23 protein-coding genes are annotated in these 25,762 nt (G+C 65.8%); 16 read left to right on the forward strand and 7 right to left on the reverse strand.

Annotated elements, in window-relative coordinates:
• Positions 1 to 506 precede the first annotated feature (506 nt).
• The 14 genes from CH302_RS23690 to CH302_RS23760 all read left to right on the forward strand — a co-directional run bounded on the left by CH302_RS23690 (position 507) and on the right by CH302_RS23760 (position 15,077).
• Positions 507 to 1,433, forward strand: a complete 927-nt coding sequence (locus CH302_RS23690) for a tyrosine-type recombinase/integrase (RefSeq protein WP_037187947.1) — start codon at positions 507 to 509, stop codon at positions 1,431 to 1,433.
• Positions 1,434 to 1,603: 170 nt separating this feature from the next.
• On the forward strand, positions 1,604 to 2,023 hold the full coding sequence (locus CH302_RS23695; RefSeq protein ID WP_037187950.1) for a hypothetical protein: 420 nt from the start codon (positions 1,604 to 1,606) through the stop codon (positions 2,021 to 2,023).
• A 143-nt stretch (positions 2,024 to 2,166) separates the two neighbouring features.
• The gene (locus CH302_RS23700; RefSeq protein ID WP_141216719.1) at positions 2,167 to 2,487 is read left to right on the forward strand and encodes a hypothetical protein; all 321 of its coding nucleotides are present in this window, start codon (positions 2,167 to 2,169) and stop codon (positions 2,485 to 2,487) included.
• 84 nt (positions 2,488 to 2,571) lie between these two features.
• The gene (locus CH302_RS23705; RefSeq protein ID WP_037187954.1) at positions 2,572 to 7,692 is read left to right on the forward strand and encodes a tape measure protein; all 5,121 of its coding nucleotides are present in this window, start codon (positions 2,572 to 2,574) and stop codon (positions 7,690 to 7,692) included.
• Positions 7,689 to 8,660: a hypothetical protein gene (locus CH302_RS23710; protein ID WP_037187956.1), complete on the forward strand. Its 972-nt coding sequence runs from the start codon at positions 7,689 to 7,691 to the stop codon at positions 8,658 to 8,660. Before CH302_RS23705 ends, CH302_RS23710 begins: the two co-directional genes overlap by 4 nt.
• Before the next feature lie 4 nt (positions 8,661 to 8,664).
• Positions 8,665 to 10,359 carry a Gp37-like protein gene (locus CH302_RS23715; RefSeq protein ID WP_037187958.1) on the forward strand — a complete coding sequence of 565 codons (1,695 nt, stop codon included), beginning with the start codon at positions 8,665 to 8,667 and terminating at the stop codon, positions 10,357 to 10,359.
• 2 nt (positions 10,360 to 10,361) lie between these two features.
• Positions 10,362 to 10,841, forward strand: coding sequence for a phage gene 29 protein family protein (locus CH302_RS23720; protein ID WP_052047347.1), 480 nt, complete (start codon positions 10,362 to 10,364; stop codon positions 10,839 to 10,841).
• Entirely contained in the window at positions 10,841 to 11,902 is a 1,062-nt protein-coding gene (locus CH302_RS30280) for a glycine-rich domain-containing protein (RefSeq protein ID WP_052047348.1), read from the forward strand. Before CH302_RS23720 ends, CH302_RS30280 begins: the two co-directional genes overlap by 1 nt.
• Positions 11,899 to 12,186, forward strand: a complete 288-nt coding sequence (locus CH302_RS23735) for a hypothetical protein (protein ID WP_037187961.1) — start codon at positions 11,899 to 11,901, stop codon at positions 12,184 to 12,186. The genes CH302_RS30280 and CH302_RS23735 overlap by 4 nt, the downstream gene beginning before the upstream one ends.
• On the forward strand, positions 12,183 to 12,521 hold the full coding sequence (locus CH302_RS23740; protein ID WP_141216721.1) for a hypothetical protein: 339 nt from the start codon (positions 12,183 to 12,185) through the stop codon (positions 12,519 to 12,521). The genes CH302_RS23735 and CH302_RS23740 overlap by 4 nt, the downstream gene beginning before the upstream one ends.
• The gene (locus CH302_RS23745) at positions 12,521 to 13,621 is read left to right on the forward strand and encodes a hypothetical protein (protein ID WP_037187964.1); all 1,101 of its coding nucleotides are present in this window, start codon (positions 12,521 to 12,523) and stop codon (positions 13,619 to 13,621) included. The genes CH302_RS23740 and CH302_RS23745 overlap by 1 nt, the downstream gene beginning before the upstream one ends.
• Positions 13,622 to 13,663: 42 nt before the next feature.
• A complete protein-coding gene (locus CH302_RS23750) occupies positions 13,664 to 14,251 on the forward strand; it encodes a holin (protein ID WP_037187965.1) in 588 nt (195 codons plus the stop codon).
• Between the two features lie 122 nt (positions 14,252 to 14,373).
• The gene (locus CH302_RS23755) at positions 14,374 to 14,640 is read left to right on the forward strand and encodes a hypothetical protein (protein ID WP_230596156.1); all 267 of its coding nucleotides are present in this window, start codon (positions 14,374 to 14,376) and stop codon (positions 14,638 to 14,640) included.
• Positions 14,637 to 15,077: a hypothetical protein gene (locus CH302_RS23760; RefSeq protein WP_037187967.1), complete on the forward strand. Its 441-nt coding sequence runs from the start codon at positions 14,637 to 14,639 to the stop codon at positions 15,075 to 15,077. Before CH302_RS23755 ends, CH302_RS23760 begins: the two co-directional genes overlap by 4 nt.
• Positions 15,078 to 15,128: 51 nt before the next feature.
• Here CH302_RS23760 and CH302_RS23765 read toward each other — a convergent pair whose 3' ends face one another.
• From CH302_RS23765 to CH302_RS23775, 3 genes are read right to left on the reverse strand one after another with little or no spacing between them, the layout of a single operon-like run.
• Entirely contained in the window at positions 15,129 to 15,608 is a 480-nt protein-coding gene (locus CH302_RS23765) for a hypothetical protein (protein WP_141216722.1), read from the reverse strand.
• A gap of 32 nt (positions 15,609 to 15,640) precedes the next feature.
• On the reverse strand, positions 15,641 to 16,159 hold the full coding sequence (locus CH302_RS23770) for a DUF2637 domain-containing protein (protein WP_052047349.1): 519 nt from the start codon (positions 16,157 to 16,159) through the stop codon (positions 15,641 to 15,643).
• A gap of 23 nt (positions 16,160 to 16,182) precedes the next feature.
• Entirely contained in the window at positions 16,183 to 17,082 is a 900-nt protein-coding gene (locus CH302_RS23775) for a tyrosine-type recombinase/integrase (protein WP_082323485.1), read from the reverse strand.
• A gap of 485 nt (positions 17,083 to 17,567) precedes the next feature.
• On the opposite strand from CH302_RS23775, the gene CH302_RS23785 reads away from it, so the two are divergent.
• Positions 17,568 to 18,377, forward strand: coding sequence for a lipase family alpha/beta hydrolase (locus CH302_RS23785; protein WP_052047350.1), 810 nt, complete (start codon positions 17,568 to 17,570; stop codon positions 18,375 to 18,377).
• Here CH302_RS23785 and CH302_RS23790 read toward each other — a convergent pair.
• Genes CH302_RS23790 through CH302_RS23805 form a run of 4 tightly spaced genes read right to left on the reverse strand, consistent with a single transcriptional unit; the run spans position 18,367 to position 22,363 of the window.
• Complete coding sequence (locus CH302_RS23790; RefSeq protein WP_037187978.1) at positions 18,367 to 19,179, reverse strand: ABC transporter permease; 813 nt, start codon at positions 19,177 to 19,179, stop codon at positions 18,367 to 18,369. The genes CH302_RS23785 and CH302_RS23790 overlap by 11 nt on opposite strands.
• Complete coding sequence (locus CH302_RS23795) at positions 19,176 to 20,120, reverse strand: ABC transporter ATP-binding protein (protein ID WP_037187980.1); 945 nt, start codon at positions 20,118 to 20,120, stop codon at positions 19,176 to 19,178. Before CH302_RS23795 ends, CH302_RS23790 begins: the two co-directional genes overlap by 4 nt.
• A complete protein-coding gene (locus tag CH302_RS23800) occupies positions 20,117 to 21,244 on the reverse strand; it encodes a LolA family protein (protein WP_052047351.1) in 1,128 nt (375 codons plus the stop codon). The genes CH302_RS23795 and CH302_RS23800 overlap by 4 nt, the downstream gene beginning before the upstream one ends.
• A gap of 21 nt (positions 21,245 to 21,265) precedes the next feature.
• A complete protein-coding gene (locus tag CH302_RS23805) occupies positions 21,266 to 22,363 on the reverse strand; it encodes a DNA alkylation repair protein (protein ID WP_037187982.1) in 1,098 nt (365 codons plus the stop codon).
• A gap of 863 nt (positions 22,364 to 23,226) precedes the next feature.
• Here CH302_RS23805 and CH302_RS23810 point away from each other — a divergent pair.
• Positions 23,227 to 25,761, forward strand: a complete 2,535-nt coding sequence (locus tag CH302_RS23810; protein WP_037187984.1) for a putative bifunctional diguanylate cyclase/phosphodiesterase — start codon at positions 23,227 to 23,229, stop codon at positions 25,759 to 25,761.
• Position 25,762: the final 1 nt, after the last annotated feature.

The raw sequence follows: 25,762 nt of genomic DNA on the forward strand, positions 1-25,762 counted from the left end.
GGTTTGCGTGACAGTTGACTACCGAATGTCATGTTTCTGTGTGGTAATCCGGTCGCGTGGGCCGTTTGCCGAGGCCCCGCTACCGCCCATAACACCAAGAATGGACCGGTGAGATGAACCTGAGCAAGATTCGGAAAGGCGAGTGCGGAGATCCCGGACCGTACGCTGCACACTGCACGGACTATCCCGGTCACCGGTTTAGCTGCTACGACGCTGGCGAGGACGTCTCGTTCAACCACCGGCAGGACTTCCGCCACGACTGCACCGATCCCGAATGCGAGCGCCAACACTTCACCAACGAGGGCGACTGAGTTGTCCGTATGCTGGGGTGATGGCACACACGGACATCACGGCAATTGTTACGCGCTCCACGTGTAACAAATCGGTCACCGTGTCGCCAAATGTCCGATTCGTTCGATACGGTCTGAAACGAAGAACGGCCCCGCCGGTGCGCTAACACCGGGCGGGGCCAAGCCACCCACCAGATGTGACCTGGGAGATGACCAGTGCTGAACGCTACCCTGCCCACCATCAACGCCACCACCCTCGACGGGATCGACCGCGAGTTCTACGCGGACTCGTTCATCCGCCGGTGGGACTCCGAGAACACCCGAGCAACCTACCGAGACGACCTCAAAGTGTTCTTCGGTTGGTGCGACGGACACGGACTCGACGTATTCGCAGCACACCGGACGCACCTCGAGATCTTCGTGCGGTACCTCGCCGAGGAACGCGGCAACGCGATCTCGACGATCCACCACCGCATGGCAACGCTTCGCCAGTTCTACGAGCTCGCCCTCGACGACGATCTGGTGCGGAAGAACCCGTGCCGACTCGTCAAGCTCCCGAGGATCCAGATCGACAACACGCGGGCCAAGTCGCTGACCGCCCGCGAATTCGACCGGCTCGTCGACGTCGCCGCCGCGTCCACACCGACCGACTACGCGCTGACCCTCGTCATGGGGATCTGCGGACTACGCGTCTCGGCTGCCTGCTCCCTCGATGTAGAGACCTCGACAGTCGTCGAACAGGCGCACCGCGTGTTCCTGTTCACGCAGAAAGGCGGGCAGGTGACGACAGTTCCACAGCCCCCGATGGTCATCCAGGCCGTCGACCGGGCCATCGACGGCCGCACGACGGGGCCGCTGCTCCGCCGCCGCGACGGGTCACGGATGACGCGTTCGTCCGCGGCCCGGGTGGTGAAGCGACTCGCGAAAAAGGCCGGGATCAATCGCTCGATCTCGCCGCACACCCTGCGGCACACATTCTGCGAAGCGTCACTCAATGCGAACGTTCCGCTCGAGATCGTCGCGAAGTCGATGGGCCACAAGGATTCGTCGACGACGTACCGGCATTACAGTCGCCGCGGTTTGCCGAGCAACATGCACTCGTCGTACGTCGTCGCGGGGAAGATGCTCGTCCCCTCGTTCTGATCGCCCCACCCACTGAAAGCCCCGGAGTGCCCGCAAGGGCCCCGGGGCTTTCCCATGTTCCCACCCGGCGGGGTTTTCGTTCACCCCCACTGCACCGGGCCACCCTCGCCGGGTGGGACCTCACGGTCCGGTGCTCGCTCCACACCTCCAACACGAAAGGCCCCGGTGCAATGGGACTCGTAGTAACACGCTCATTCCAGGCGGACCCCGTCGAAATCACCATCCCGCAGGCCGGCAACAAAAAGGACGTCGAGTTCACGTTGCCGAAGCTCGGATACATCTCCTACCCGATCACCTCGAAGGTCGACGCGTGGACCACACAACGGTTCACCGAGGTCACCGCCTACCGCGCCGAGCAGCGGGAGAAGGGCAACGTCGTCCCGGACTCTGATCCCCTCGGCCGCTACCCATCGCCGCTCGACGTGATGGAGCAGATGATCGGGCACCTCGACCCGAAGGCCGCGGCCGCGGTCTCGGAGCTGTCGTACCAGGAGAAGCAGGACATCTGGGAGTACTGGAACTCCGAGTCTGCCCCGGCTGCCCCGGAAAAATCTTCGGCCTCCTCCGACTCCTCCGACGCGACGGAGTAGAGGGGGCTATCCGCTCCGATCTGCTGAATGTCGGCAGGTCACTCGACGAGCTCGGTGACACCCTCGGCTGGCACGACCTCGAGGCGTGGCTCGACCACCTGCCGGGGGTGTCCGCATTCCGGCGGCTCGTCGACCCGATGGGTGTGTTCGCCGATCCGGAGATCCGCAGGCTCGCGTCGATCGAGGATTCTCTCGCGGTCATCAACTGGCGTCTCGCCGGGGCTGATCAGGACAACCTTCCGAAGTCGACTGTCGAGCTCGCGCGGGTCTCGCTGGCGAAGCGGGAGGCCGCGAAATCGGCGCCGGTCGTCAAGGGCACCGTCGTCGATGTGCGTGCCGAGCTCGCGCGCCGGCAACGCGGCGAAGCGCCGGTGTCGGTGAAACCGAAGACGAAGAAACCACCGAATCCCAAAGCGAAGGCGATCCGCGACGAGCTCGCGCGCCGTCGTGCTGCGAACGAGTAACTACCCCACACCCGAAACCCAACGAGGACCGAGCCAATGTGCCGGTCCTCGTTGGGTTTTCGTGTATCTACAGCAGGAGGATTCGTGACCGAACTCGGCGTTGGCTACCTCTCGATTGTCGCGTCGACGAACGGGATGCAACGGCAGATCCAGAACTCTCTCAACGGCGCTCAGGCAGGGGCCGATCGCGCCGGCCAGGGGATGGGCACCAAGCTCGCGGCCGGTCTCGGGAAGACACTGAAAATTGGTGTCGCCTCGGCCGGTGCCGCTGCATCGGGGTTCCTCGCGGCGTCGATCACCAAGGGTCTCGGTCGGCTGAACTCGATCGAGCAGGCGCAGGCGAAGCTGTCCGGTCTCGGGAACTCGACGACCACGGTGTCGAAGGTGATGGAGTCGGCGCTGGCGTCGGTGAAGGGCACCGCGTTCGGGCTCGGTGACGCTGCGACGGTCGCGGCGTCTGCGGTCGCTGCCGGGATCAAGCCCGGTGAAGATCTCACGCGCACACTGAAACTGACCGGTGACGCGGCGACCATCGCGGGTGTCGGCCTGACGGATATGGGCGCAATTTTCGGGAAGGTCGCGGCCGCCAACAAGATTCAGGGCGACGTCATCGGACAGCTCGCCGATCAGGGCATCCCGATTGTGCAGCTACTCGGCCAGGAGCTCGGCACCACGGCCGAGGAAACCCTCAAGCTGGCGTCGGATGGCGCGATCAATTTTGCGACCTTCCAGAACGCCATGGAGACAGGTCTCAGTGGTGCCGCACTGAAAGCGGGTAACACCGTCCGCGGCTCGCTCGACAACATGGGTGCCGCGACGGGCCGATTCGGTGCCACCCTCGCGGGACCGTTCTTCCGCCAGGCGGCGAAGGGGTTCGGTGCCGTCACCGACGGTATCGACGGCCTCGAGGCTCGAGCGAAACCGATCATGGCCGGGTTCGAGCAGGACCTGATCAACAAATACATCCCGGCGGTCACCGGTTTCGGTGAGTCCGCAGTCGATGCCTTCGGCAAATTCCGTGAGTCCGATATCGCGGTGACGTCGGTCGGTCGCCTCGGAGGCGTGTTCGACGAACTGGTGGCGACGGGCCGCGAGGTCGCACCTGCTGTCGGGTCGATCGTGACGTCACTTGCGGAAGCGTCCGCTGCTCTCGGTATCTCGACGTGGGACATCTTCCTGTCGACGCTCGAGGCATCGGCGCGAATCCTCGATGTGACACTGGTTCCGGCGCTGAATGCGACTGCGGGAGTGCTCGAATCGAATCAGGGCCTCGTCGTCGGACTGGCTGCGGCGTTCCTGTTGTTCAAGACCATCCCGGCGATCATGGGTCGTGTCTCTGCCGGTGTCGGTGGCATCCAGGGGCAGGTGCGTTCTGCTGATCGTGCGACGGCCGGTTACCGGGCGTCACTGTCGGCGATGACGGGCGACTTCCGTCGACTGGCTCCGCAGATCGGTGTCGTCGGTGGCGCTATGCGTGCCCTCGGCAACAACTCGTCGACGATCCGCACGATGCAGAACCAGTTCATCGGGGCGTCGTCGACGGCCCGTGGATTCGGGGCGGCCCTGCGGACCGGTGTGACGCCGGCGGTCGGTGCTCTGCGTGCCGGTGTTTCCTCGGCGGCCGGTGTCCTCGGCGGTCCGTGGGGTGTCGCGCTCCTCGCCGCGACGATCGGTGTCCTCAACTACCAGTCGGGTGTCGCGAAAGCTACGACGCAGCAACGCATCCTGGCGGAGTCCACCACGGCCGCGGCGACGGCGCAGGGTGAACTCCTGACGGCGATGGCCGGTGGCGATCAGGCCGATATCACGTCGACGCTGACCTCGAATGTTCGTGCGTTGCGTGGGGAGCAGCAGCAGCTCGCCGGTACCGGTACGAGCCTGATGCAGCAGAACGTGGCTGTCCTCGACGCGCTCGGCGTCAAGCTGGGGATCACGCGCGGCGAGACGCTCGACGCGGCGCTGGCGCAGGACGAGCTCGCAGACGCCTCCGCCGGTGTCGTCGGGGTTCTCGATCGGCAGAAGATCTCGAACGAGGACGTCGCGGCCGCTGTGAGTGGCTCGGCGGAGGAGTACGCGAAACTGTCGCGGGCTCTGTTCGATGGGACCGCCGAGGGTGTCGCTGCGAACGATTGGCTGCGGCAGCAACGCGACGAGTACATGCGTCTCAAGGAAGCGCTCGAGCAGATCGGGCCTGCGGGCATGACGATCTCGGAGGGCCTCCGTGAGATCGAGACGGCGGCCGGTGATTCGAGTAAGAAGCTGCAGGGACTCGAGACGGTCCTCAAGGGTCTGGGCATCCTCGAGACGGATACGCAGTCCGCGTTGTTCGATACGGCGGAGACGGTCCGGGAGCTCGCCGAGGCGGCCGCGCAGGGTGCCGACCCGATCGGTGGTCTCGGTGACGCGCTGATCGGTCTCGACGGCAACCTGAACCCGGAGCAGTCGAACGCGAAAGCGTTGCGGGAAAGCCTGATCGAGCTCTCGACAGAGTTCAAGAATTTGGCTGTCTCGGGTGTGACCGGGCAGGAGGCGTACGGGAAGATCGAGGGCGGTCTGCAGTCCCTTGCGGACATGTACGACCTTCCGATCGAGAAGGTCGCCGAGCTGGCTCGGCAGTTCGGTCTCGTCCCGGACGTCGTCGACACCGCGCTGGTCGTCGACGGCGGTACCGAGGCGGCCCGCGCGCTGACCGAGCTGAAGCTGCGTCTCGACGAGCTGCCCGACGGTGCGCCTCGGGTGATCAACATGATCGTCGAGGACGAGGCGGCGCGGAAGGCGTTGGAGGACGCCGGCCATCAGGTCAAGGTCCTCGACGAAACGATCGGCCTGATCGAGATCACAGCCAAGACAGACGGTTTCGATCTCGCGAATCAGGCAGTGAAGAACGCTCTCGCCGAGCTCGGCGCTACGGGCGCGACGGCACAGTTCGATGCCGACACGACCCGGTTCTATCTCGCCGACGGTGAGGTTCGGGCTTCGATCGCCGAGCTCGACTTCGAGACGATGTCTCCGGAAGTCAACCTCGTGCTGTCGAAGTTCCTGACCGGCCGCGACGTCACGATGGAGGAGATCTCCAAGCTCGACCTGACGACGGCCGAGCCGGAGGTGAAGCTGGCGGTCGAGAAGGCCCTCGCTGACGCGAAGGTCATCAACGACGCGATCGACAGGGCGGCGGCCGATCGGTTCGCGAAGATCGAGTTCGACATTCGCGAGTACCGCAGTCGCGTCGAGGGTTTCCGCGGCGAAGGCGGCAACATCCAGGGCCCGGTGGCTGCATTGCCGCCGTTCGCTGGAGGTGGCCGTCTCCCGACAACGGGACCGGGCACCGAGCGGGTCGATGGGTTCGTCGGTATCGCCGACAACGGGCAGGCCGTCGCCAGGGTCAACCGTGGCGAGTGGGTCGTCAACGAGCGGTCGTCGGAGAAGTACGACCGCGAGATCGCGGCGATCAACGCGGGAACGTTCCCGAAGTTGCCGGGATACGAGACCGGTGGCCGTGTCGGTTCGGTGACGTCGCGGGACCTGCTCGATTTCGTGAACGGGTCGCAAGGCAAGCCGCTCACCGGCGACAAGTACGTCTTCGGTGGCATCAACTGGGGTGATTGCTCGGCGGCTATGTCGGCGATCGCCAGGTTCGCTGTCGGTCTCGCTCCGTTCGCGGCGCGGTTCGCTACCGCCTCGATGGGCTCGGCACTGTCCGCGATGGGATTCCAGTCCGGTCAGGGTGGTCCTGGTGATCTGCGGTTCGGGTGGATGAACGGCGGCCCCGGTGGTGGTCACACTGCGGGGACGTTGCCTGATGGCACGAACGTCGAGATGGGCGGCGGCTACGGCGGCGGCATGGTCGGCGGTTCTGTCGGTGCAAATGCGTCTCAGTTCACCGATCACGCCTACTTGCCGATCGAGCAGGGCGACGGCGGCATGTCCGTCTCGCGCGGGTCCCGCAGCTCGAGGTCGAAGGCCCCGGAGTGGACGGCGAAGCAGCAGCTCGATCTCGACGCCGCTGCGAACGCGATCACGTTGGCGGAGGAAGCGCGCAACGAGGTCGAGGCGAAGCTCGCCGAGGGTAAGGCGACGTCGGCGGATGTCACGGCCGCGAACATCAAAGTCCAGCAGGCGCAGCAGAAGGTCACAGATCTGCAAGCGAAGAAGGACGAGGCCGCGGCGTACGTCGAGGAAGGGCCGGCACCGCAAGCGCCGGCCTTGGGCCGTGCGTTCACCGATGCGGAGTCGGAGCGGATCGATGCGCAGGTTGCGTTGGAGTCGGCGAACACCAGCCGCAACGAGGTCTACGACGACCCGGACGCGACGGAGGCGCAGCGCCGGAAGGCGGATGCGGATCTGTTCAAGGCGCAGCAGGCGTTGAACCTGGCCGGTACCAAGCCGGCGGGGGAGTCGGATCTGCCGTCGTCGTGGTCGGAGCTCGCGGGGAACTTCGCCCGCGACTTCGTGATGGGTCAGGTCGAGGATGCGCTCGAGGTGTTCGGGCTCCCGAACGAGCTCCCGGGCGCGGTGAAGGCAGCAGCGATGCTCGCCGATGCTCTCAAGTCCGATCCGGCGGCCGGGGCGACGGTCGGTGCTCCGTCGTCGACTGTGTTCGACCCTGGCAGTGCGGGGGCGTCACAGAAGGACATCCTGGCGGATTCACCGGTGCTGTACGACCCGTCGAGGGGCCCGGAACAGTGGGCTCCGATCGTCGAGAAGGGGCTGCAGGAGACCGGCAACTCGTTGTCGTCGACTGCCGCGACTCTCGATCGGATCGCGGCGCAGTCGGGCGGCGATCCCGCGAATCTGCTGGCGCTCACGCGTGAGGAGTTCGCGAAGCATCGTGACCCGAGCCTGCCGAATGATCCGCAGAACCCGTTGGCGAATCTCGTTGCGGGGCTGCGTTACAACCCGATCCGCGGTTTCTATAACGGCGGTGAGGTTCGTGGACAGTCCGGGGTCGACAAGATCCCGGCGTGGTTGACGGACGAGGAGTTCGTCGTCAACAACCGGGCGGCGACGGCGGGCGACAACCCGTCGATTCTGCAGGCGATGAATGCCGGCGCGAATCTCGCGTTGGGGCCGTCGTCTCCGTCGTCGAACGGGCGTCCCGGGTCGGTGTTCCACCTGTACGGCGTCACTGATGCGGATGACGCGATCAAGAAATGGAAGGTGGCAGAAATGGTCGACGCTGCAACGCATTACGGGACGATGCCATGACGAGCCCGTTCGTGCAGGACGAGTTGATTCAACTCAAGATCGTCGGTGTCGACGGCTCGGAGTGGATCATCTCGGGTGCCGGGGCCGGCCTGCAAGGGGCCGGTCTCGGCGAGAGCCCGGAGGGGTTCTGGGAGACACCGGTGACGACGTTGTGGACGCAGGGCGCGTATCAGCAGTCGGCGACGTTCACCGGCGAGAAGGTCGACATGATGACGGGCGTCTGGACGATTCACCTCGTCCCGGTGCCCGGTCAGACGTGGCAGCAGACGTTCTCGAAGTGGAAGCGGGCGTGGTCGACTGCGAAGCAGACGACGATCGAGGGCACCACGCAGGACGGCGGGGTCCGGAAGCTGAAAGTGCAGCTGATCGAGAACCTCAAGTTCACGCCGAAGAACGATCCGGCGTTCAACTCGTACGGGTTCGTGGTGATGCAGTTCCGTCCGACGTGGCCGTTCTGGATCGAGGATGACGTCGTCGATGTGTTCCAGGCGAACAACGATTCCCGCGTGACATTGTCGAGTCCACTTGTGCTGCAGGGCTCCCCGAACCAGTCGTTCAACACGGTGTACCGGGGGACGGTGGTCACGTCCAATCCGACGGACTGGCCGATGCACCACAAGTGGATCATCGACAACCCTTCCGGCGGGTCGGTCATCGCCCGCGCGCAGATCCCCGATTTCTCATGGGAGACCGACCCGGAAGAGGACGACTACGAGTACCGGGCCCGTGCGATCTGGATTCCGTCTCTCGCTGTCGGTGAGGAACTGACGATCGACACGTACCCGGACAACGAGACGTGGCGGTCGAACATCAACCCGATGTTCGTGGGCCGCAGTGCCGGTGTCGAATTCGAGTTCGAGGTGCCGCCGGGTACCGACCCGATCGACATTCCGATCACCTGCACGGCACCGGGCATGACGGTCATGGTGCGGCAGACCCGCAACTGGACTTCCCTGATTGGAGTGTGACGCAATGTCTGTCGTAGCAGCAGATCCCACGAATCCGCTTCTCCAGGATCCGGCGCTGTTGGCGCGTATGGATCGGATCTGGGAGGAGTCGGAGCGGGAGAAGGAACGCACTCAACGTCGCCGCCGGAAGCGTGGTCTCGTCCGATTGTGGGACGGCGACATGGTGTATCGCGGCCGGATCACGACGGAAGCTGAGGGGCATTTCCGGTGGCGGATGAACAACACCGGCACCGCGAGGCAGCTTCTCCCGGTGGGTCATTGGTTGACGAACTGGGCTGTCGATCCGTACGGGCGGACGAAGCAGAACATTCACATCACGTTCGACAAGGACGGTGCCCGCTGGGGTGGCCGTTGCGCCGGCGATGCGTCGACGAAGATCGTGAAGGGCGAGGACGGTAAGCGGTACGTCGAGTTGTCGTTCCTCGACGACGTGGAAGAGACCAAGAATTTGTTGGTCTGGAACTCACCTTTCCTGCCGGCGATCGTGCAGAAGAGGGCTTTCGCTGTCGCGGGCCCGTCGCGGTACATGCTGAAACTTGCTCTGTTCCTGAACATTATGAGGATGGAGGGCAACTGGTGGGCTCTCCCGGATGATCCGCTGGACCCGTCGCAGTGGGGTCAGTTGTTCAACATGTCGAACTGGAACATGGTCGTCGTTCCGCACGCGTTCGGTTCGGATACTTCACCGTGGACGGTGCTGTCCAGCAGGTTCGAGTACTGGTTCGATATGGCGGAGCCGTCCCTCGCTGATGCGCAGTTGATGTTGACGACGCGGCGTTGGTTGACGGGCGATCCCGCTCCGTGGCCTGGCGCGAACCTGCGGAACGGGACGATCGTGTTCGACATCGTCGATGTGTCCGGGTACTGGTCGGAGACGTCGACGGGCGGCACGATCTGGGATGGGTTGAAGCGGACGATCGTGCAGATCGCGGACAACCTCGTCGACGAGATCGTGACGAACGCAACGGGTGCGATCGATCCGTACCAGAACATCGTCGGGAAGTGGCTCGGCACGTTCCCTCGTCAGCCGTACATCGTGTACCGCGACGGGAAGATCTCGGGGATCGATGCGTCGGAATGGTCGTTCACCCCCGGCACCGTCATACAAGTCGTCACCGGAGGCCACTCGGCCCCGGGAATCAACGAGGGCTTGGAAGCGGCGATTGTGCTGGGCGGCAACTACCTCGGGCAGTTCATCGCGCTCCCGACGGCCGGGGTCATCGCGAATGCATTTCTGAAACCGCTGTATCTCGACACGCTCGGAGCTTGGTGGTCCATCAAGAGCCCGGTCCGATCGTTGCGGTATGGGTGGTCGCATTATCAGGAAGCGATCGCGTCGGATTCGAAACGGGCGTACACCCTTTCGTCGGCGATGACGATCCGGGACACGTTCCACAAGACCCGGCCTCGGACGACGCATCACGCGAAGCTCGGCGACGGCCGGCCGTACTACATCGGCGATCGCGGTCAGGGGCACTGGTTCCTCGGCACGAGGATCGGGCTCACGCTCCGCGACTTCCCCCGCAAGGGAACGGTATTCGTCGAGCAAGCATCACAGATCGACTACGACTACGACCGCGATAGTGCGGGCTGGTCGGCGATCGTCGGCGACCCGAGGGCGAACGAAGCCCCGGGCGAACGCAACATCCGTCTCATTCGATCGTTGGCCGCTGCAGGCCACAAACTAGGAGTGGTGTAACCATGGCGATTCCGCTGCAAGCATTCTGTGATCCGGACGATCCGGAGGAGGCCGCGCTGTGGGCGCTCCTCGGGTTGGAGGACGGGTCGGGTGTGCCGATGATCGTCCCCGAAGTGTCGCTGCGGAAGATGTCGAAGAACCTCATCGAGTACGGCGGGTTCCGTCATCACCCGGAGTTGCAGACGAAGAAGGCGATCATCGTCGGTGCTCCGGAGGCGGAGGGTGTGCATTGGATGGGTGTCGGGATGATCGAGTGGGTCGACATCGATCACGAGGAACCCGTCGCGGTGGTCGAAGCTGCTGTCGCGGCGGAGGAGCCGATCCTCGAAGATTCAGACCTCGATCAAGCGTCGGCGGCGCAGCTCATCAAGCTCGCCGAGAAGCTGCAGGAACGCGGTGTCATCCGGCCACCGGAGGCACCGACCGCGTTGGACGGGTATGCGACTGATCAGGCGGCGGTGTCGTCGGTCGAGGTCGACTGATGGGTATCGCTCCGGAACGCCCGACACCGGACACCGCGTACGCCGGTACTGCCGGCGGGACGGGTGTCGCGAACGTCCAATCGGAGTCGGAAGCGAAGATCCGCGCAGCCGGCCGGGCCGGCGTAGACGCCGCATACGGCGACGGCCGAAACAACATGACGAACAACCTGTTCGGCGGATTCGGCAACGGCATCGGTGGACTTGTCGCGATGCTCGTGCAGGGTGCATTCGGAATCATCGGCGGCGTTGCCGACCTCATCGGTGGGCTCCTCGGAATTCGAAACAAGGCCGACAACGCGAGCCAGCAGGTAGCCGAGCAGGCCGGTTCGATCGAGGGTCTCGAGGTTCGCGTCACTGCACTCGAAGGCGGTGGTACGCGGACCGTGTACTCGAGCAATTTCGTGTGGGAAAACCCGGGCAGCGGAACAGTGAAGGTCGCGGTCTTCAATGGTGGTCAGTGTGGCCAGGATTCGCGTCAATCGAACACTGCGATCGGCGGTGTACATGGCGGATACCAGCTGAAAGAGTTCAGGTGCGCAGACCTACCGGCCACCGTCAACGGCGCGGTCGGTGCGGGCGGTGTAACGAACCTGCAGGCGGGCGGAACGACGTCGTTCGGCACGTACCTGGTCGGTCTGTCCGGAGCGCCGGGATCGATCCTCACGAAGGAGGGCGCGGTTGCGTCGACGTCTGCTCCGGGCAGCGGCGGCGACGGCGGACTCAGTCAGAGCAACGGATTCAAGGGCGGCGCGTCGGCGTTGGCTGACGGTGGCAATGGTGGTGCGGGCACCACTGCTGGCGCTGGTGGCAACGGCCAACCGGGACAGTCGGTGCCCATCGAATCTGATGTGCCGTGCGGTGGCGGCGGCGGTGGCGGCGGTGGCTCGTTCGGTGGTGCCTTCGGGGACCCCGGCGACGGCGGTGCAGGCGGTGCGCCAGGTGGTGGCGGTGGCGGTGGCGGGTCGAAAACGAACCTCAACCCTGCCGGAGTCGGACCTGGCGGCCCAGGTGCCAACGGTCGGCTGATCATCATTTACACCCCAGGAGGCGCAGTCGCATGAAAGCTGTCCGTGTCAAACCCGACATGAATCCAGATCTCGTCAATTGGAACGGCGACGCACGCTTGTATTTACTCGATCCTGCGTTCGACGGACATCACTACGTTGCGGTCGAAGTGTGGCCCGCAACAGCGCAATTCGGCGCCGAGACTCATGTGTACGCAGCGTGGCGTAACGGCGGGGCCATCGCTCACCCGGGCGGCGGGTTGTCACCGCAGCGGCGCTACAAGGCCGAGATGACGCACGAGGGGGCACTCGCCGAGCTTGGCTACGAGGTGGAGCCGTGAGGGTGACCCGCGAGCAACTCATCGAGCTCCTCGCCGCCAACGCGCCCGCCGGGTCAGTCTGGCTCGTCCACGAGGACAAGACAACCGAGATCGTCGAGAACCCCACGGTCGACCAGCTCGCCGAGTACCGATCGTGGACGACCTGGCCGATGTACCTCATTCGGACCGACCTCGCCGAAAACTACATCCGCGAACACGGCCTCGACGGCGCAGTGACCCTGCTGAACCTCACGTTCGCGCTCATCCCAGACCCGCGCTCCACCGTCATCCGCGCCGCTGCAATCACCGGCCGTTTCCTCAACCGACGCAAAACCAAACCCGCACAGGAGGACTGATGCGAACAATATCCAGAACGCAGGTCGACGCGACCCGCGCATACATCTGGTCGAAGGACTGGCTTCCCTACGCCTACGGCGGGAGCGGAAACCCCGGCGGTGACTGCTCCTGGTTCGCGTTCGCCGTCGCAGCCCACGTCCAAGGGATGCAGGCGAACCGCCGCTACGGGTCGACGGAGAACTGCAACCGCCCCGGCCGCTACGGTGCGACCGCCACCGGTGACGCCGCGCAGCTCGGACTCATCCACGTCGCGAAAGCATCCGACGTCCCCGCCGACGCCCTCGTGAAGCTCGGGTTCATGCACGGCGGAGGTGGCTACAACTCGCACGTTGCCGGCACCTTCGACGGACTGAACTTCGAGTCACGCGGTATGTACCGCAACCGATCCGGGCACGTCGTAGCCGCGTCTGCCCGCGCGTGGAACGACCCACTGTTCCACGACTTTTGGTATCTGCCGGCCGTCGCCGGTGCGGGCAACCCCGACGACTTCCCACTGCCCGCGGGCTGGTTCTTCGGCCCGTTCGACGGACCCGACGAGTCCGTTTCCGGAGAAGCACCCGGGACGCCCGCGCATCACGTCGCCGGGATCAAGCGGATGCAGGCCAAGCTCGGCATCCCGCAGACCGGGAAGTGGCGTGACGCCCGCGATGCGATCGCGGCCCTGCAGCGCACCGACCCCACGCTCACACCGGACGGCACAGTCGGCCCGAAAACGTGGGCGCTGATCATGCGCCTCGGCACAGTCACACCACCCGCACCCAATCCAGGAGGACCCGCACCCATGACACCCGAACAGCACGCCGCCCTGCAGTGGGGCGCACCGCACAAGGTCCGCCAGGTCCGCGACCGCGAGCACGCCGAAGTGAAGGACGGCAACGAAGCCTGGGCCCGGGCGATGCTCGCCGACGTCTGGAACGAAACGAAGTGGGACGGCTACAAGTCCCACGTGCCCGGCGACGACCGCGAAGGCTCCCTCGTGTTCTGGGCCCTCGAAACCCACGCCGAGGCAGTTGCCACTCGCAAGCTCGTCGAATCGCTGCAGGCGCGGTTCGCATCCGGCGACACCATCCAGCAGACCAAGGCCGAAACCTCGTCCTGACCTGAACCATCCCGCTCGAAAACCAAACAGAGAGAACTGATCATGGCCCCTTCCGAAAGCAACACCGTTCACGTCACCGCGACCGTCGAGACGGCCTATCTGTCCGTCGACACTCGGGCATTCTGGATCGACCTCGCCGACCGTGCATCGAAAACGTTCCTGCAGAACGTGCTCCTGTTCCTCGGTGCCGGCGCGACCCTCGTATCCGTGTCGTGGCCCGTCGCACTCAGCTCGGCAGGCCTCGCGACCGTCGTCACCGTGCTCCTGGCGTTCGTCGGCTCGACCGCACTGACGTCCGGGAACTTCCTGATCGACCTCGGCGACCGCGCGGCCCGCACCTTCGCCGGCAGCCTCGTCGCAGCCATCCCCGCGACCGGCGGATTCGCCGACGTCAACTGGCGAGACGCGGTCACCATCGCTGGCACCGCCGTTCTATTCTCGATCCTGACATCGCTCGCGACCGTCAATCTCGGTGCCAGCAAGGGACTCCCGTCGACGGCCCCCGTCACACCTTCGGTGATCGACCTCGAACCCGAGACAGTCTCCGACACCGAATACTCCGCTGACACCCTCGGCGAAGCAGGCGGACCAGTCACGTTCAACGACGGCCGGCACTCCGCCGGAAACTGATGCTCGGAACCCGACTAGCGGCAGGGGCCGCCGGCGCAATGCAAATCAGCGTCGGCGGCCTCTACCTCGGGCCATCCAACCTGGTCCGCCGCCCCCTCCCCCCTGACCAAATCAACCTCGTCATGTACATCGAGCAGGCCGGCCCCGTCTGGGTCCTCCTCTTCGCGCTCTCCGGAGCATGGCTCGTCACCTGCGCAATCCGCGGCCACGGATTCGTCATCGCCCACGGACTATCCGTATTCGTGTGGTTCTTCTACGGCTGCGCAATCTGGTTCGGAGCCTGGTACTCCGAACCACCCACACCCGTCCTCGCAGCCGACATCGCAATATTCGTCGCGCTACTGAACGCCGCGCTCGCCATCGGCTGCGCAGAGAGGGGCTACAGGTGACCAACCTCGTGGCGTCATCGGTGACCATCGCCGCCGAGACCGTCTTCACCCCCGAGAACATGGGGGTCGCAGGCGCTCTCATCTCCGCGATCGTCGCCGGCGTCGCCACGATCATCACCGCCCTGTCCCGCTCGAAACTCGACGCACTCGGCCAAGCCATCAAAGAACGAGACGAAGCCCGCGCCGACTACGCAGCCGAGAAGGAAGCCCGCAAAACCGACCGCGCCGAAATGCGCGCCGAACACGACGCCGAAATCGACCGACTCCGAGACCGCGTCCGAACCCTCGAGGCGGAAGTCGACGACCGAAACGAGCGGATCACCAAACTCGACCGCCTCGTCCTCGGATTCCGCACCTACGTAGCGCGCCTCCGAGGCCGCATCGTCGACAACAACCTCGACCTACCCGCCCGCCCGGGTGAACTCAACGACGAATAGAAACGCGCCCCACCTCATCGCCGAGGTGGGGCGCGTTTCGTGCGTTCGAAGTCAGTACGTGTTCTCGTCGTGCCACGCCCACACCGGATCTTCGGCATCAGCCGCGGTCGGAGCCTTCAAGATGCACTCGCGCCGCTCCTGACTGTTCGCCGCCGACGTCGTGCACCCACCGAGCACCCAATCCTTGAACACCGTCCTCGTGTCGTCGATCGCCGCGAGGGTCATCGGGTTGCTCGCCGACACGTTCTCCTCCATCTCGTTCAACACGAGGACGGTGTCAGTGACCGCGAACAGGCACTCCGACGAGAATGCAGCCGCCGTCGATTCGATGCACGGCGCGGCGGCCCGTTTGATCCGATCGCCATACACCTCGACGTCTATGGCCTGCAGCTCGCCGGTCCCCACCGCGCTCGGCGACGTCGTGACAGCGTCCGCCACAGTCGACGGGACGGTGTCAGGGGCCTCGGGTTCGGAAGAGCACCCGACCAACAGTGCCGCGCAGCCAGCGACGACGAAGAATGTCCGTTTCATCCGTGCTGTCTACCAGACTGCACGGTCTCAGGTCACGCCGAACCGGCCCTCGCCGCACGAAACGACGCCCCCAGATCGGGCACCTCCACATCATCACGGCGTGCCACCGTCACCAACTGCGGCACCCCCGCAGGCTGCTCGATCACATCCATAACCCGCACCGACGACGGCGGAGTCTTCGACAGCAACACCGTCAGATGCGTCACCGCCAGCAAGCACAGCGGCGGCACCGCGGCAACGAGAATCCGCACCGCGACCGGCAACTCACCGGCATACGTCGCGTGCAACCCGTTCCCCGCCAGCGACAACGCCGCACCAGCGCCGAGCAGCGACCACGCATACCAGCGGTGCTCATCCAGCGCGACGACCGCCACCGTCGCCACCAACACCAGACCGTCGACGATCAGCGGCCACACCCACGCCTGCGAAGCCGGGACACCCGACCTGACCGCGAGATCCTGCAACGCAGTGAACGACAACCAGAACGCGCCCGCCGCGATAGCGACAGTGCCGACTCGGGCGGCGAGAACTGGGAATTGGGTACGGCTCATCGTCTTCTCCTCAAAAAAGTTTGTCAGGCGGCGTCGTCGAGATAACGAGCCGTAGTGCCAGTTCGTTTGTGCTGCAGAAGCACCGGGGCATTCTCGGACCGCCACGGATCCAAGGTGTCGATGCCCGACGCCTTCCGGTGGTCGGCGATCTTCGTGTAGATCTGCGTCGTCGCCAACGATGCGTGGCGGAGCAGCTCCTGCGTCGTCCGCAGATCCACATCCGAGTCGACGAGCGTCGTCCCGTACCAGTGCCGAATCGAATGCGCCGACCCCGGGACACCGGCCCGGATCATCACCTGCTTGACAATCGTCCCCACCGAACGGGGGAGGACGCACCCGGAGCGCCGAGAGTTCGACGGGAACCAATACCCGGTTCGCGGCATAGTCCACGCGATCTCGACGAGCAACGGATGCAGCGGCAGGACCGCCCGAACACCGCCCTTGCCGACGACGGTGACGGTGCGACCAACGAGATCGAAATGCTCGCCGCGGGCCTTCGCCACTTCGTGAACACGGAACCCCGCCAACGCGATCAGCATGATCATGGCCTTCGTCCGCTTGTGCATCCGCTGCGACAACAGTCGAGGCATGTGCTCATCCGGCACCGGGTGCGGATCCGCGCGCGGCCGTCGCGGCTTCCCGACGATCGTCATCGGATTGTCGGTGCGGTAGCCCATCTTCTGCAGCCACAGGAACCACGCGACGAGATGCGAATGGAACGTGTGCCGCGTCGACGCTTTCCACTCCGGTCCGGCCTCGGCGAGCCAAGTAACCACGTCATCGGTTTGGACGAACGCTGGGTCCGCGTCGAGCCATCGGCCCATCCGTCGGACGGTATCGGCGCGCTCGGAGACTGTGCGCTTGGACAAGGACTGTGCGTATTGCCACGTACCCCACGACGCGACCAGATCGTTGTTGTTCATGAGACGACAGGTATCAGCGCCGAGAAATGGACCTGCTGGTCGTTCACAAACTGAGACCGGACTGACTCGACATCGTCGCCGGATCGTTCGCGCATTGTGCCTTGACCACCCGTGTCAACTGTTCCGCGCGACTGTTCTCGCCGGGAATTACAGGACGTGTAGTTGGCACGCCGAGCGAGTGCGTCGTCGACCAGTGTGGGGTGCTCGACAGCGAGCCGCAAGAGGATCGCTGTGCGGCCTTCGGCATCGAGGTCCGCGACCCTTCTGACGGCGCTCATGCGGCCGCCGGCAGCTCTGTGAGGGCCGGGAAGAGTGACACGATTTCGGCCGATCCATCGGACAAGTAATGAAAAGGTCAAGAGTTCGATTCTCTTAGGCGGCTCAGACTTAGAAGCCCCTCACCGATAGCAATCCGTGAGGGGCTTTTTCGTACCCGGATCCAGTAGCCCGTCGATTCGGCCGACGCGACGGGCACACTGGATGGAGTGTTCGCCTCCCTCGCCCCCGCTCGTCGTCGTCTCGCGTTTTTCGTCCTTGCTCTCGTTCTGGTCGGGGTCGTCGCGGCCGTGGCGGCCTTCGTCGCATCCCGCCCCACGAGCGACCCCGTTGCGAGCGTCGACCAGTCCGTGCCCGGCCCGGTGTTGCTGGTCCCCGGGTTCGGCGGTTCCACGGACGCGCTGGAGGTGCTCGCGTCCGAACTACGGGATGACGGCCGCGACGCGACGGTCGTGGCTCTGCCCGACGGCGGCGTCGGCGATCTGACCGTGCAGGCGCAGACCCTGCACGACGCCGTCGACGCGGCTCTGACTCGGACGGGAGCGACCTCGGTCGACGTCGTCGGGTATTCCGCCGGCGGAGTGGTGGCCCGGATCTGGGCCAACGATCTGGGCGGCGCAGAGCAGGCTCGACGCATCGTGACCCTCGGCTCGCCACACCACGGCACCCAGGTGGCTGCTCTGGCAGCCCAGTTCGTGCCCGACCAGTGCGCGGCCGCCTGCCAACAGCTGGCCCCGGACAGCTCCGTGCTCACCGCCCTGAACTCCGGTGACGAGACGCCGGAGGGTCCGCAGTGGGTGTCGATCTGGACCGAACTGGATCAGGTGGTGACCCCGCCGAACTCGGCCCAACTCGACGGGGCGATAGACATCCCCGTCCAGAGCGTGTGTGCGGACTCCACCGTCGACCACGGAAATCTGCCCCGTGACCCGCTTGTCGCCGCGATGGTCTCCGCCCAGTTGGACGGCAACTCCACCACCCAGCTCGGCGCAGCTGATTGCAGCCGTCTCAGCTCGTGATGTCCTTCGTCGTGAAGTTCGCCCACGCGGCACCCAAAAGCACGACGACGTAGACGCCTTGCAACCCGACACCGCGGACCAGGTCCCGCGTCGGTACCGGGTCGCGGAAGAGGTCGACGAAAGCCAACCAGTACCGTGTCGGCAGGTACGGCGCGATGGCGTCGGCGGCGTCCAGCGTCAGCAGCAGCGAGCTGGCGATGAGGAACGCCAATGCGCCCAGCGTCGCGGCGAGCGGTGAGTCGGTCAGGGTCGACAGAAACAACCCCATGGCAGCGACTCCGAGCATCGACAGCGTCACGTAGAGCACGGCGATGACGGTGCGCGCGGCGACCTGTTGATCGGTCAGCACCGTGCCGGACACACTGGAGACGCCGGCCAACGACGTGGTGTCGAACAGCGTCGTCCCGACGAAGTACGCAACGGCGGCCACGATGACCACGGCCAGCAGCACGAAGGCAGCCACCGAGATCAGCTTCGCCACCAGCAGCTTCGTCCGTCCCACCGGGCGGGCCAACAGGTAGCGCAGGGTGCCGGCCTGGGCCTCCCCGGCGACGGAATCGCCTGCGATGACCGATACCGCGACGGGCAGGAACAGCGGAAGCACGATGGCGAGAGCGGCGAGCGGAAAGAGCTGACCGTTGGTGATCACCGCGGACAGGAAGGCGGGGCCTTCGCCGGGCCGCGGACCGACATCGGTCAGGGCCAGCAGTCCCGCGACGATGGTCGGCAGCAGATTGAGCAGGAGAATGACGACCCACGTGCGGGGACGGCTCAGCATCGCGCGCAGCTCGACGCCGATCATGCGGTCACCCCGGCCGTCATGGAGCGCGCCGGAACGCGGTCGGCACTGGCACCGGTGACGGCCAGCACGGACTGCTCCAGACTCATCTGTTGCGTCGTCAGCTCGCTCACCCGTACCCCTCCTTCCACGAGCAGTCGATTGAGCAGGGCCGAGTCGGGGTGTTCGATCACGAGGTGCTGCCCTTCACGGTGGAGCACGGTGGCGTTCCGGACTCCGGAGAGTACGGTGACGGCCTCGGCCGGGTCGGGGGTGGTCACGAGCACTCGGCCGGTGGGCTGCTGGAACGCCGAGAGCTGATCCTGCAGAACGAGGCGACCCCGATCCAGCACTCCCACTCGGTCGCACAGCTGCTCCACCTCGGCCAGCAGGTGGCTGGAGAGGAACACCGTGGTGCCCTTTGCATGCAGGCCCAGGAGCAACTCTCGAATCTCCAGGATTCCCTGTGGGTCGAGACCGTTGGTCGGCTCGTCGAGGATCAGCAGCTCGGGCGTGCGCATGAGCGCGGCGGCCAAGCCGAGTCGCTGCCGCATGCCGAGCGAGTACTGCTTGACCGGTCTGCGTCCCACCCCGGCGAGGCCCACCTGCTCGAGGGCCTCGCCGACGCGGGCGGTCCTGGTACGCCGGGAACCACCCGGCCCGGCCGCGTCGAGCAGCGTGAGGTTCCGGCGTCCGGAGAGATTGGGGTAGGCGGCGGGGTTCTCGATCAACGCTCCCACCCGCGGCAGCACGCTCCTGCGTCGCCGCGGCATCTCCTCGTCGAGCACCTGCATCTGCCCGGAGGTGGCCAGGACCAGCCCGAGCAGCATGCGCACGGTCGTCGTCTTGCCGGAGCCGTTGGCACCGACGAAGCCGTAGATGTCGCCGGCGCGCACGTCGAGGTCGACGCCGTCGACTGCCCGCACCGATCCGTAGCTCTTGGTCAGGCCGGTCGTGCGGATCATGTGGCTGCTCCTTCGAGCTGCAGGGCTGCGGTGGCCAGGGTCTCTGCGGTGACGGTGCCGGAGAGCAGGTAGCGACGCCGATCGGCGGTGGGCTCGGTGATCAGGACGTTGAGCGGCCCGATCGACAGCGCGACGCTGCCGCCGGTGAGGACTGCGCCCGGGGCTGCCCGCAGCTGGTCGACGAGCCCGCGCGCGGCGCGGCGTGGCAGGGGAGCGGCGATCAACTCCGTCACTCCGCGGCCGTAGATTCCCACCGCACCCTGACCGCCGCGGTCTCTCAGGTCAAGTCCGGACAGAGTCGACGGAAGCCGGGCGGAGTCGATCCCGTCGGCGAACGAGGCGATGTCGAGCCCGTCCTGCTGCTGCACATCGGTTCCCGGCGGTGGGACGAAACGGACGGTGTCGGCGTCGGGAGTCGCGGAGGAGAAGTCGAGGAATCCGGTGCTGACGATAGGGCGAGTGGCCCCGTCGCCCAGCACGTCGACCTGCAGCGGCAACCCGCTGTCGGGGTCCACCCACACGTCGACCTCGGTGACGGTGCTCTGCGGCTCGCTGGGAATCAGCCGCAGGCCGGGGGCGTCCCGGCCGGCGATCCTGCGAGCCGGAAGCCGGGTGACCTCACCGGCGCTCGCTTCGCTGAGCAACCGCTGCCCGAGCTCCGGGGGCAACAGGTCGGCTTGGCGAGGAAGGCGCAGGCTCGGCTCGGGGACCGGTGTCACGACGGCCGTGTTCTGTTCGTAGTCCCAACTCCACAGCCGAGCCGGGCTCCGGTAGAGACCACGCTCACCGGCGAGGCGCACGGTGTCGACGCGCCAGCTGTCCGGGCCGCGATACCAGGCGCGCAGGGTCGTGGTGTCGCCCAACAGATCCGGAAGGCCGCCGAGCCCGTCGGTCACCGGCAGAGTCACACCGCCGACCGCCTGGGCGTAGCCCGAGTACGGCGTCGCGGTGGAGGACTGGACCTGTGCCAGCAGCTCGGCCGCGCCGATGTCCGACGCGCCGACGGGCAGGCGTGCGATCACCGAGGGGGTGGCGACGAGCACGGCGATGCCGAGCACCACTGCCAGCCACCGCCACTTCTCGCGCACCTCTTCGACCGTACGGATGTGCCCGTTGTGCCGCATTCGGGCAGTACAAAGCCGCGGCTAGCCGACGAGCACGAACTCCGCCGAACCGTAACTCGCACCGTTGATCTGGAGCTCGATCGAGTGTGGGCCCGGGTAGTACTTGCGTGTGGTCAACGTCCGAAAGGAATGCTGCCGCGCGACGTCGATGCTCTCACCGGGAGCGATCGTTCTTGTCGTCAGCTTGAACGTCTTCCCTGTCATCCGGCCATTCGCCTTGGTGTGGTGGACGATGTAGTCGATCGCGACCTTGGCCGGTTCGGTGCCGACGTTGCGGATCGAGGCCTCGAAGTGGACGCTGTCGCCGATCCGCAGCTCCGGGACGTCGAGGGTGGGGCCGTCCACTTCCAGGTCGGCCGGAGCGAACCCGAGCAACGCGAGTGCGTCGATGTGTCCGTTCTTGATCACGGTCCGAAGCGCATGTCGCACAAGCTGGTCGGTGTTCGCATCCGGGTCGTCGAGCCACCGCGCCGCGGATCGAACGACCAAATTCGGTACGTCTCGGCTGAAGTCGTTCAGGTGGTTGGCCACCGAACGCCGAACGTAATCACTGTCGTCCCGGTAGAGCTCGTCCAGGATCGGCACCGTGACGCCCGGGCGCGCGAGAATGTCGGGGACTCGGACCGACCACGGAAGGTACGGGCGGGTGCCTTCCGATGCCAGACGACGCACGTGCGCGTCCGATGACTGCGTCCATTCGAGCGCTGTCGCGAGAGCCCGATCCGCATCGGCTCGCAGGAACGTGCGGATGGCGAACTCCGAGCTGAGTCGACCGGTGAGTTCGGCCAGAAGCGACATCCCGTCGTCGAACGCGGCGGATGTCTGCTCGTCCACGGCCTTCATGGCCACGGCACTCGTGACCGGCCAGATCGACCATCCTTGGAAGTCCGGGTCCTCGGCAGCCCGGCGGATGGTGCGAGCGAACTCCGGGTAGTCGCCGGGCAATCCAATGAGAAGGGCATCGCGCAACAGATCGGCGCGGGCTCGAAGCGCGAGCGGACCCAACCGATCGATCGACCCTTCGAGTACGGACAGATCTGCGCTCGGTGCTGCGGTCCGGATGGTCCGCATCAGTGTGCGGGCTGCATCCGGGCCGATGAGTTCGTCGGCGAAAGGCATGAGAGCTTCTTACCCGACGCGCCGCGCACCGAGTCGGTCGATTGCCCGAATTGTGGCGCGTCGACCCTCGGCAGATGCTCGCAGCGGGGTCACGAAAGGTTCGGTTCGACAAAAACCTTCACATGGGTCGTTTGAATCCGATATACATACTCTCGGTCGCGGGGCTCAATCCCCGCGTCGTGGTATCCCCCTCGGCGTACGGAGAAATTTCATGGACATCTCTTCCTTCATTTCCAGCCTGCTCTCGACCGGCAGCAGCACTGGCAGCACGATCTCCGACATCCCGATCCTGCAGCTTCTTTCGTCCGGTTCCGCTTCCTGAGCGACCCCCGTACCGAGCAGGCCCCGTCGACGCGTCGACGGGGCCTGCTTTCGTTGATCGGCTCGGTGATTTCTTGCTCGTGCTTCTTTCTCGAACGAGCCGTCGCTGTCGATCCCGGGTCGGCCCGTAAACAACGGGAAGGATCCAGAACTCGGGTGAGACCTAGGCCCGCGCCAAGACGACGATGGCCGTGGTGGTTGCGCCGCCGAGCGTGCTGAAACCTCAACCGATTCCGCCGAGCGCCGACTGGCCCGACGCCGGGCAGCAGGCCGCGTGGGACGGTGAGATCACCGGGGCGACACCCTGTTGTCCCACTGCGCCAATGGCCACGGAAGGAATCGGATTGGGATAGCCTTCGCGGATCATCAGTGCGCGGACACGCTGGTCGACTCGGGTTTTCGATGGGGCGAGTATTCACTGCGATCCCGGTCGATCGTGCGACGCACTGGGCTACAACCCTGGGGGGTCGCGTCATGCCCGTCTCGTGTGTCGAGTGGAACCGCAGCGCGTGTTGTCGGTGTCGATCCGGTGAGGCCCCGCTGTGAGCGGCTGGGTGTGGGTGGTGATCCTCAACGGGATCACCGCTGCGGCGTATCTGGGGATCGTGCTGTTCATCGTCCGGGGACTGATGCGGACCGGGCAGCTGCGGAACAACCGCTTGGCGGTGGCAACGGCGGCGATCTTTCTGACCTGCTCTGCGCACCACCTGCTTCATGCGGTGCACCTGGCCGCGGCGGTCGGGGGCCACGCATCGCATCTCGACTCCGGCGCGGGAACGGTCGACGCGATGCGGGAGTCGATGGGCGGCACCGCCGACGTGGTGGTGACGGCGTCGACGGCGCTCGCCGGTGTGATCTATCTGGGGATGCGCCGCTTCTACGGAGCGTTGCTCGGCTCACCCTCGATGTTCGACGATGCCAGCGAGGCCCGGTACCGGCAATTGGCGGCGAACCTACCGCACACCACCGTGCTCGTCGTCGACTGCGATCTGCGATTTGTGCTCGTCGAGGGTGCCGAATTGGTGGCGGAGGGATACGACCCGCGACGGATGGAGGGTCAGCTGTTGCGAGACACTGTGACACCGGAGGTCTACGCACAGCTCGAGCCGCATTACCGAGCTGCGGTGGCGGGGGACGAGACGTCGTTCGACACCGTCAGCTCCCGAACGGGAGCGATCTTCCAGGTCAAGGCCAGACCACTGCGTGACAGTTCGGGCACGATCGTCGGAGCCATGGTCCTGTCCGAGGACGTCACGGCCGAGCGTGAGGCGCGGACCGAGCTCGAGCAGGCGCGCGCGTTCCGCGACGCGGTGTTGACCGCGTCGCCGGACATCACCACCGTCACCGATGTGGGCACCGGACAGGTGACGTGGGCTTCTCGAAGCCTACGGTCGCTGTTGGACGGGCCGCCCGAAGAGGGGCCACCCGACGGACCATCACCCAACCTCCGGCTCGGTCGCTCCGACGACCTCGACGACCTCGACGACCTCGAGGCCCCCGAGGATCGTCTGGACGGTGCGGTGGCAGAGGACATCGGCGTCGTCCGAGCCGCGGACCGGCAAGCGGCGTCGCTGCCCGAGGGGGAGAGCGTCACGATCCGCTACCGGGCGCGAGCAGCCGACGGTTCACTGCGGTGGCTGTCGCGACGCACCACCCCGTTTCGTCGGGGACCGTCGGGGGAGGTTGCCGAGGTGCTCTCGGTGGTGCGGGAGGTGACCGACGTCGTCGAGGCAGAGCTGGCACTCGAGCGGGCAGCTCTGCAGGATCCGTTGACCGGGCTGCCCAACCGGATGCTGCTGCTGGACCGGATCGGCTCGGCGATCGAGCGCGGTGAGAGCACCGGCGCTGCTGCAGCCGTGTTGTTCTGCGATCTGGACGGATTCAAACGCGTCAACGACACCGGCGGTCATGCTGCAGGCGATGCGGTTCTCGTCGAGGTTGCTCGACGTCTGCGGTCGGTGCTGCGTGCCAACGACTCGATCGCCCGAGTCGGCGGCGACGAGTTCGTTCTCGTCGTCGACGCGCTGCCCGCCGAACGTGGTTCCGGCAAGCTTGCGGGTGCAGGCTTGGCGGAGCGCGTCGCCGAGCGCATCCGGGCGGTTCTCGCAGCTCCGATCGTGTACCAGGGCAGCCAGTACGTGGTGTCGGCCAGCGTGGGCATGGTGCTGGTTCGCAAGGGCGCCAGCGCGCAGGAAGTGCTGCGGGACGCGGACTCCGCCATGTACCGAGCCAAGCAGCTCGGTAAGGACCGGATCGAACTGTTCGACGACGCGCTGCGCGCGAACGCCCTCGAGCGTGCCTACATCGAGCAGACCCTGCGGGGTGCCCTCGATCCCGAACACCGGGGCGCCGCGACGCTGACCGTTGCCTATCAGCCGGTCTACGACCTCGGCAGCAGAGCGCTCACGAGCTTCGAGGCACTCGCGCGCCTACGTGACGACGACGGCGCAGGGATCACACCGGACCGATTCATTCCCGTGGCGGAGGACACCGGCCTCATCTCCGAGCTCGGGGAGCGGGTGCTGGACGACGCGCTGGGCACTCTGGTGCGGTGGCGTGCGGCGCACCCGCGCGGTTCGGGGGTCGGCATCCCGGTCACGATGGCCGTCAACCTCAGTGCCCGACAGGCTCAACACATGGATATGGCCGCGGTGGTGGGCGCGGCTCTGGGGCGGCACGGAATGGCTCCGGAGGACCTCGTTCTCGAGCTCACCGAGTCGGTGCTGCTCGAGTCGGGGTCCTCGATGCTGCGTCAGCTCGGTGAACTGCGTGAGCTGGGTGTCGGCATCGCCATCGACGACTTCGGCACCGGATTCGCAAGCTTGCGATACCTGGCCACGCTGCCGGTGAGCGCGGTGAAGATCGATCGATCGTTCACCGCCACGATGACCAGCGATGAGACGAGCAGCAGCATCGTTCGGGCGATCATCAATCTCGCCCGAGATCTGAATCTGGGGTGCGTGGTCGAAGGGATCGAGACCCTCGCCCAGCTCGACGCCTTGCCGAGTTCCGTTCAAGGGCAGGGATATCTGTTGGGTAGACCCGCTGAGATTCCGTCGAACACCTGGGTCTCGTAGC

Origin of the sequence: Rhodococcus sp. 15-2388-1-1a (assembly GCF_002259145.1) — a bacterium.
GTDB lineage: Bacteria > Actinomycetota > Actinomycetes > Mycobacteriales > Mycobacteriaceae > Rhodococcoides.

Coding starts and splice junctions, on each gene's coding strand:
- CH302_RS23695 (WP_037187950.1), top strand. CDS start 1,604: ATGGGACTCGTAGTAACACGCTCATTCCAGGCGGACCCCGTCGAAATC.
- CH302_RS23745 (WP_037187964.1), top strand. CDS start 12,521: ATGCGAACAATATCCAGAACGCAGGTCGACGCGACCCGCGCATACATC.
- CH302_RS23715 (WP_037187958.1), top strand. CDS start 8,665: ATGTCTGTCGTAGCAGCAGATCCCACGAATCCGCTTCTCCAGGATCCG.
- CH302_RS23755 (WP_230596156.1), top strand. CDS start 14,374: ATGTACATCGAGCAGGCCGGCCCCGTCTGGGTCCTCCTCTTCGCGCTC.
- CH302_RS23795 (WP_037187980.1), bottom strand. CDS start 20,120: ATGATCCGCACGACCGGCCTGACCAAGAGCTACGGATCGGTGCGGGCA.
- CH302_RS30280 (WP_052047348.1), top strand. CDS start 10,841: ATGGGTATCGCTCCGGAACGCCCGACACCGGACACCGCGTACGCCGGT.
- CH302_RS23790 (WP_037187978.1), bottom strand. CDS start 19,179: ATGATCGGCGTCGAGCTGCGCGCGATGCTGAGCCGTCCCCGCACGTGG.
- CH302_RS23770 (WP_052047349.1), bottom strand. CDS start 16,159: ATGAGCCGTACCCAATTCCCAGTTCTCGCCGCCCGAGTCGGCACTGTC.
- CH302_RS23800 (WP_052047351.1), bottom strand. CDS start 21,244: ATGCGGCACAACGGGCACATCCGTACGGTCGAAGAGGTGCGCGAGAAG.
- CH302_RS23805 (WP_037187982.1), bottom strand. CDS start 22,363: ATGCCTTTCGCCGACGAACTCATCGGCCCGGATGCAGCCCGCACACTG.
- CH302_RS23765 (WP_141216722.1), bottom strand. CDS start 15,608: ATGAAACGGACATTCTTCGTCGTCGCTGGCTGCGCGGCACTGTTGGTC.
- CH302_RS23735 (WP_037187961.1), top strand. CDS start 11,899: ATGAAAGCTGTCCGTGTCAAACCCGACATGAATCCAGATCTCGTCAAT.
- CH302_RS23720 (WP_052047347.1), top strand. CDS start 10,362: ATGGCGATTCCGCTGCAAGCATTCTGTGATCCGGACGATCCGGAGGAG.
- CH302_RS23775 (WP_082323485.1), bottom strand. CDS start 17,082: ATGAACAACAACGATCTGGTCGCGTCGTGGGGTACGTGGCAATACGCA.
- CH302_RS23710 (WP_037187956.1), top strand. CDS start 7,689: ATGACGAGCCCGTTCGTGCAGGACGAGTTGATTCAACTCAAGATCGTC.
- CH302_RS23750 (WP_037187965.1), top strand. CDS start 13,664: ATGGCCCCTTCCGAAAGCAACACCGTTCACGTCACCGCGACCGTCGAG.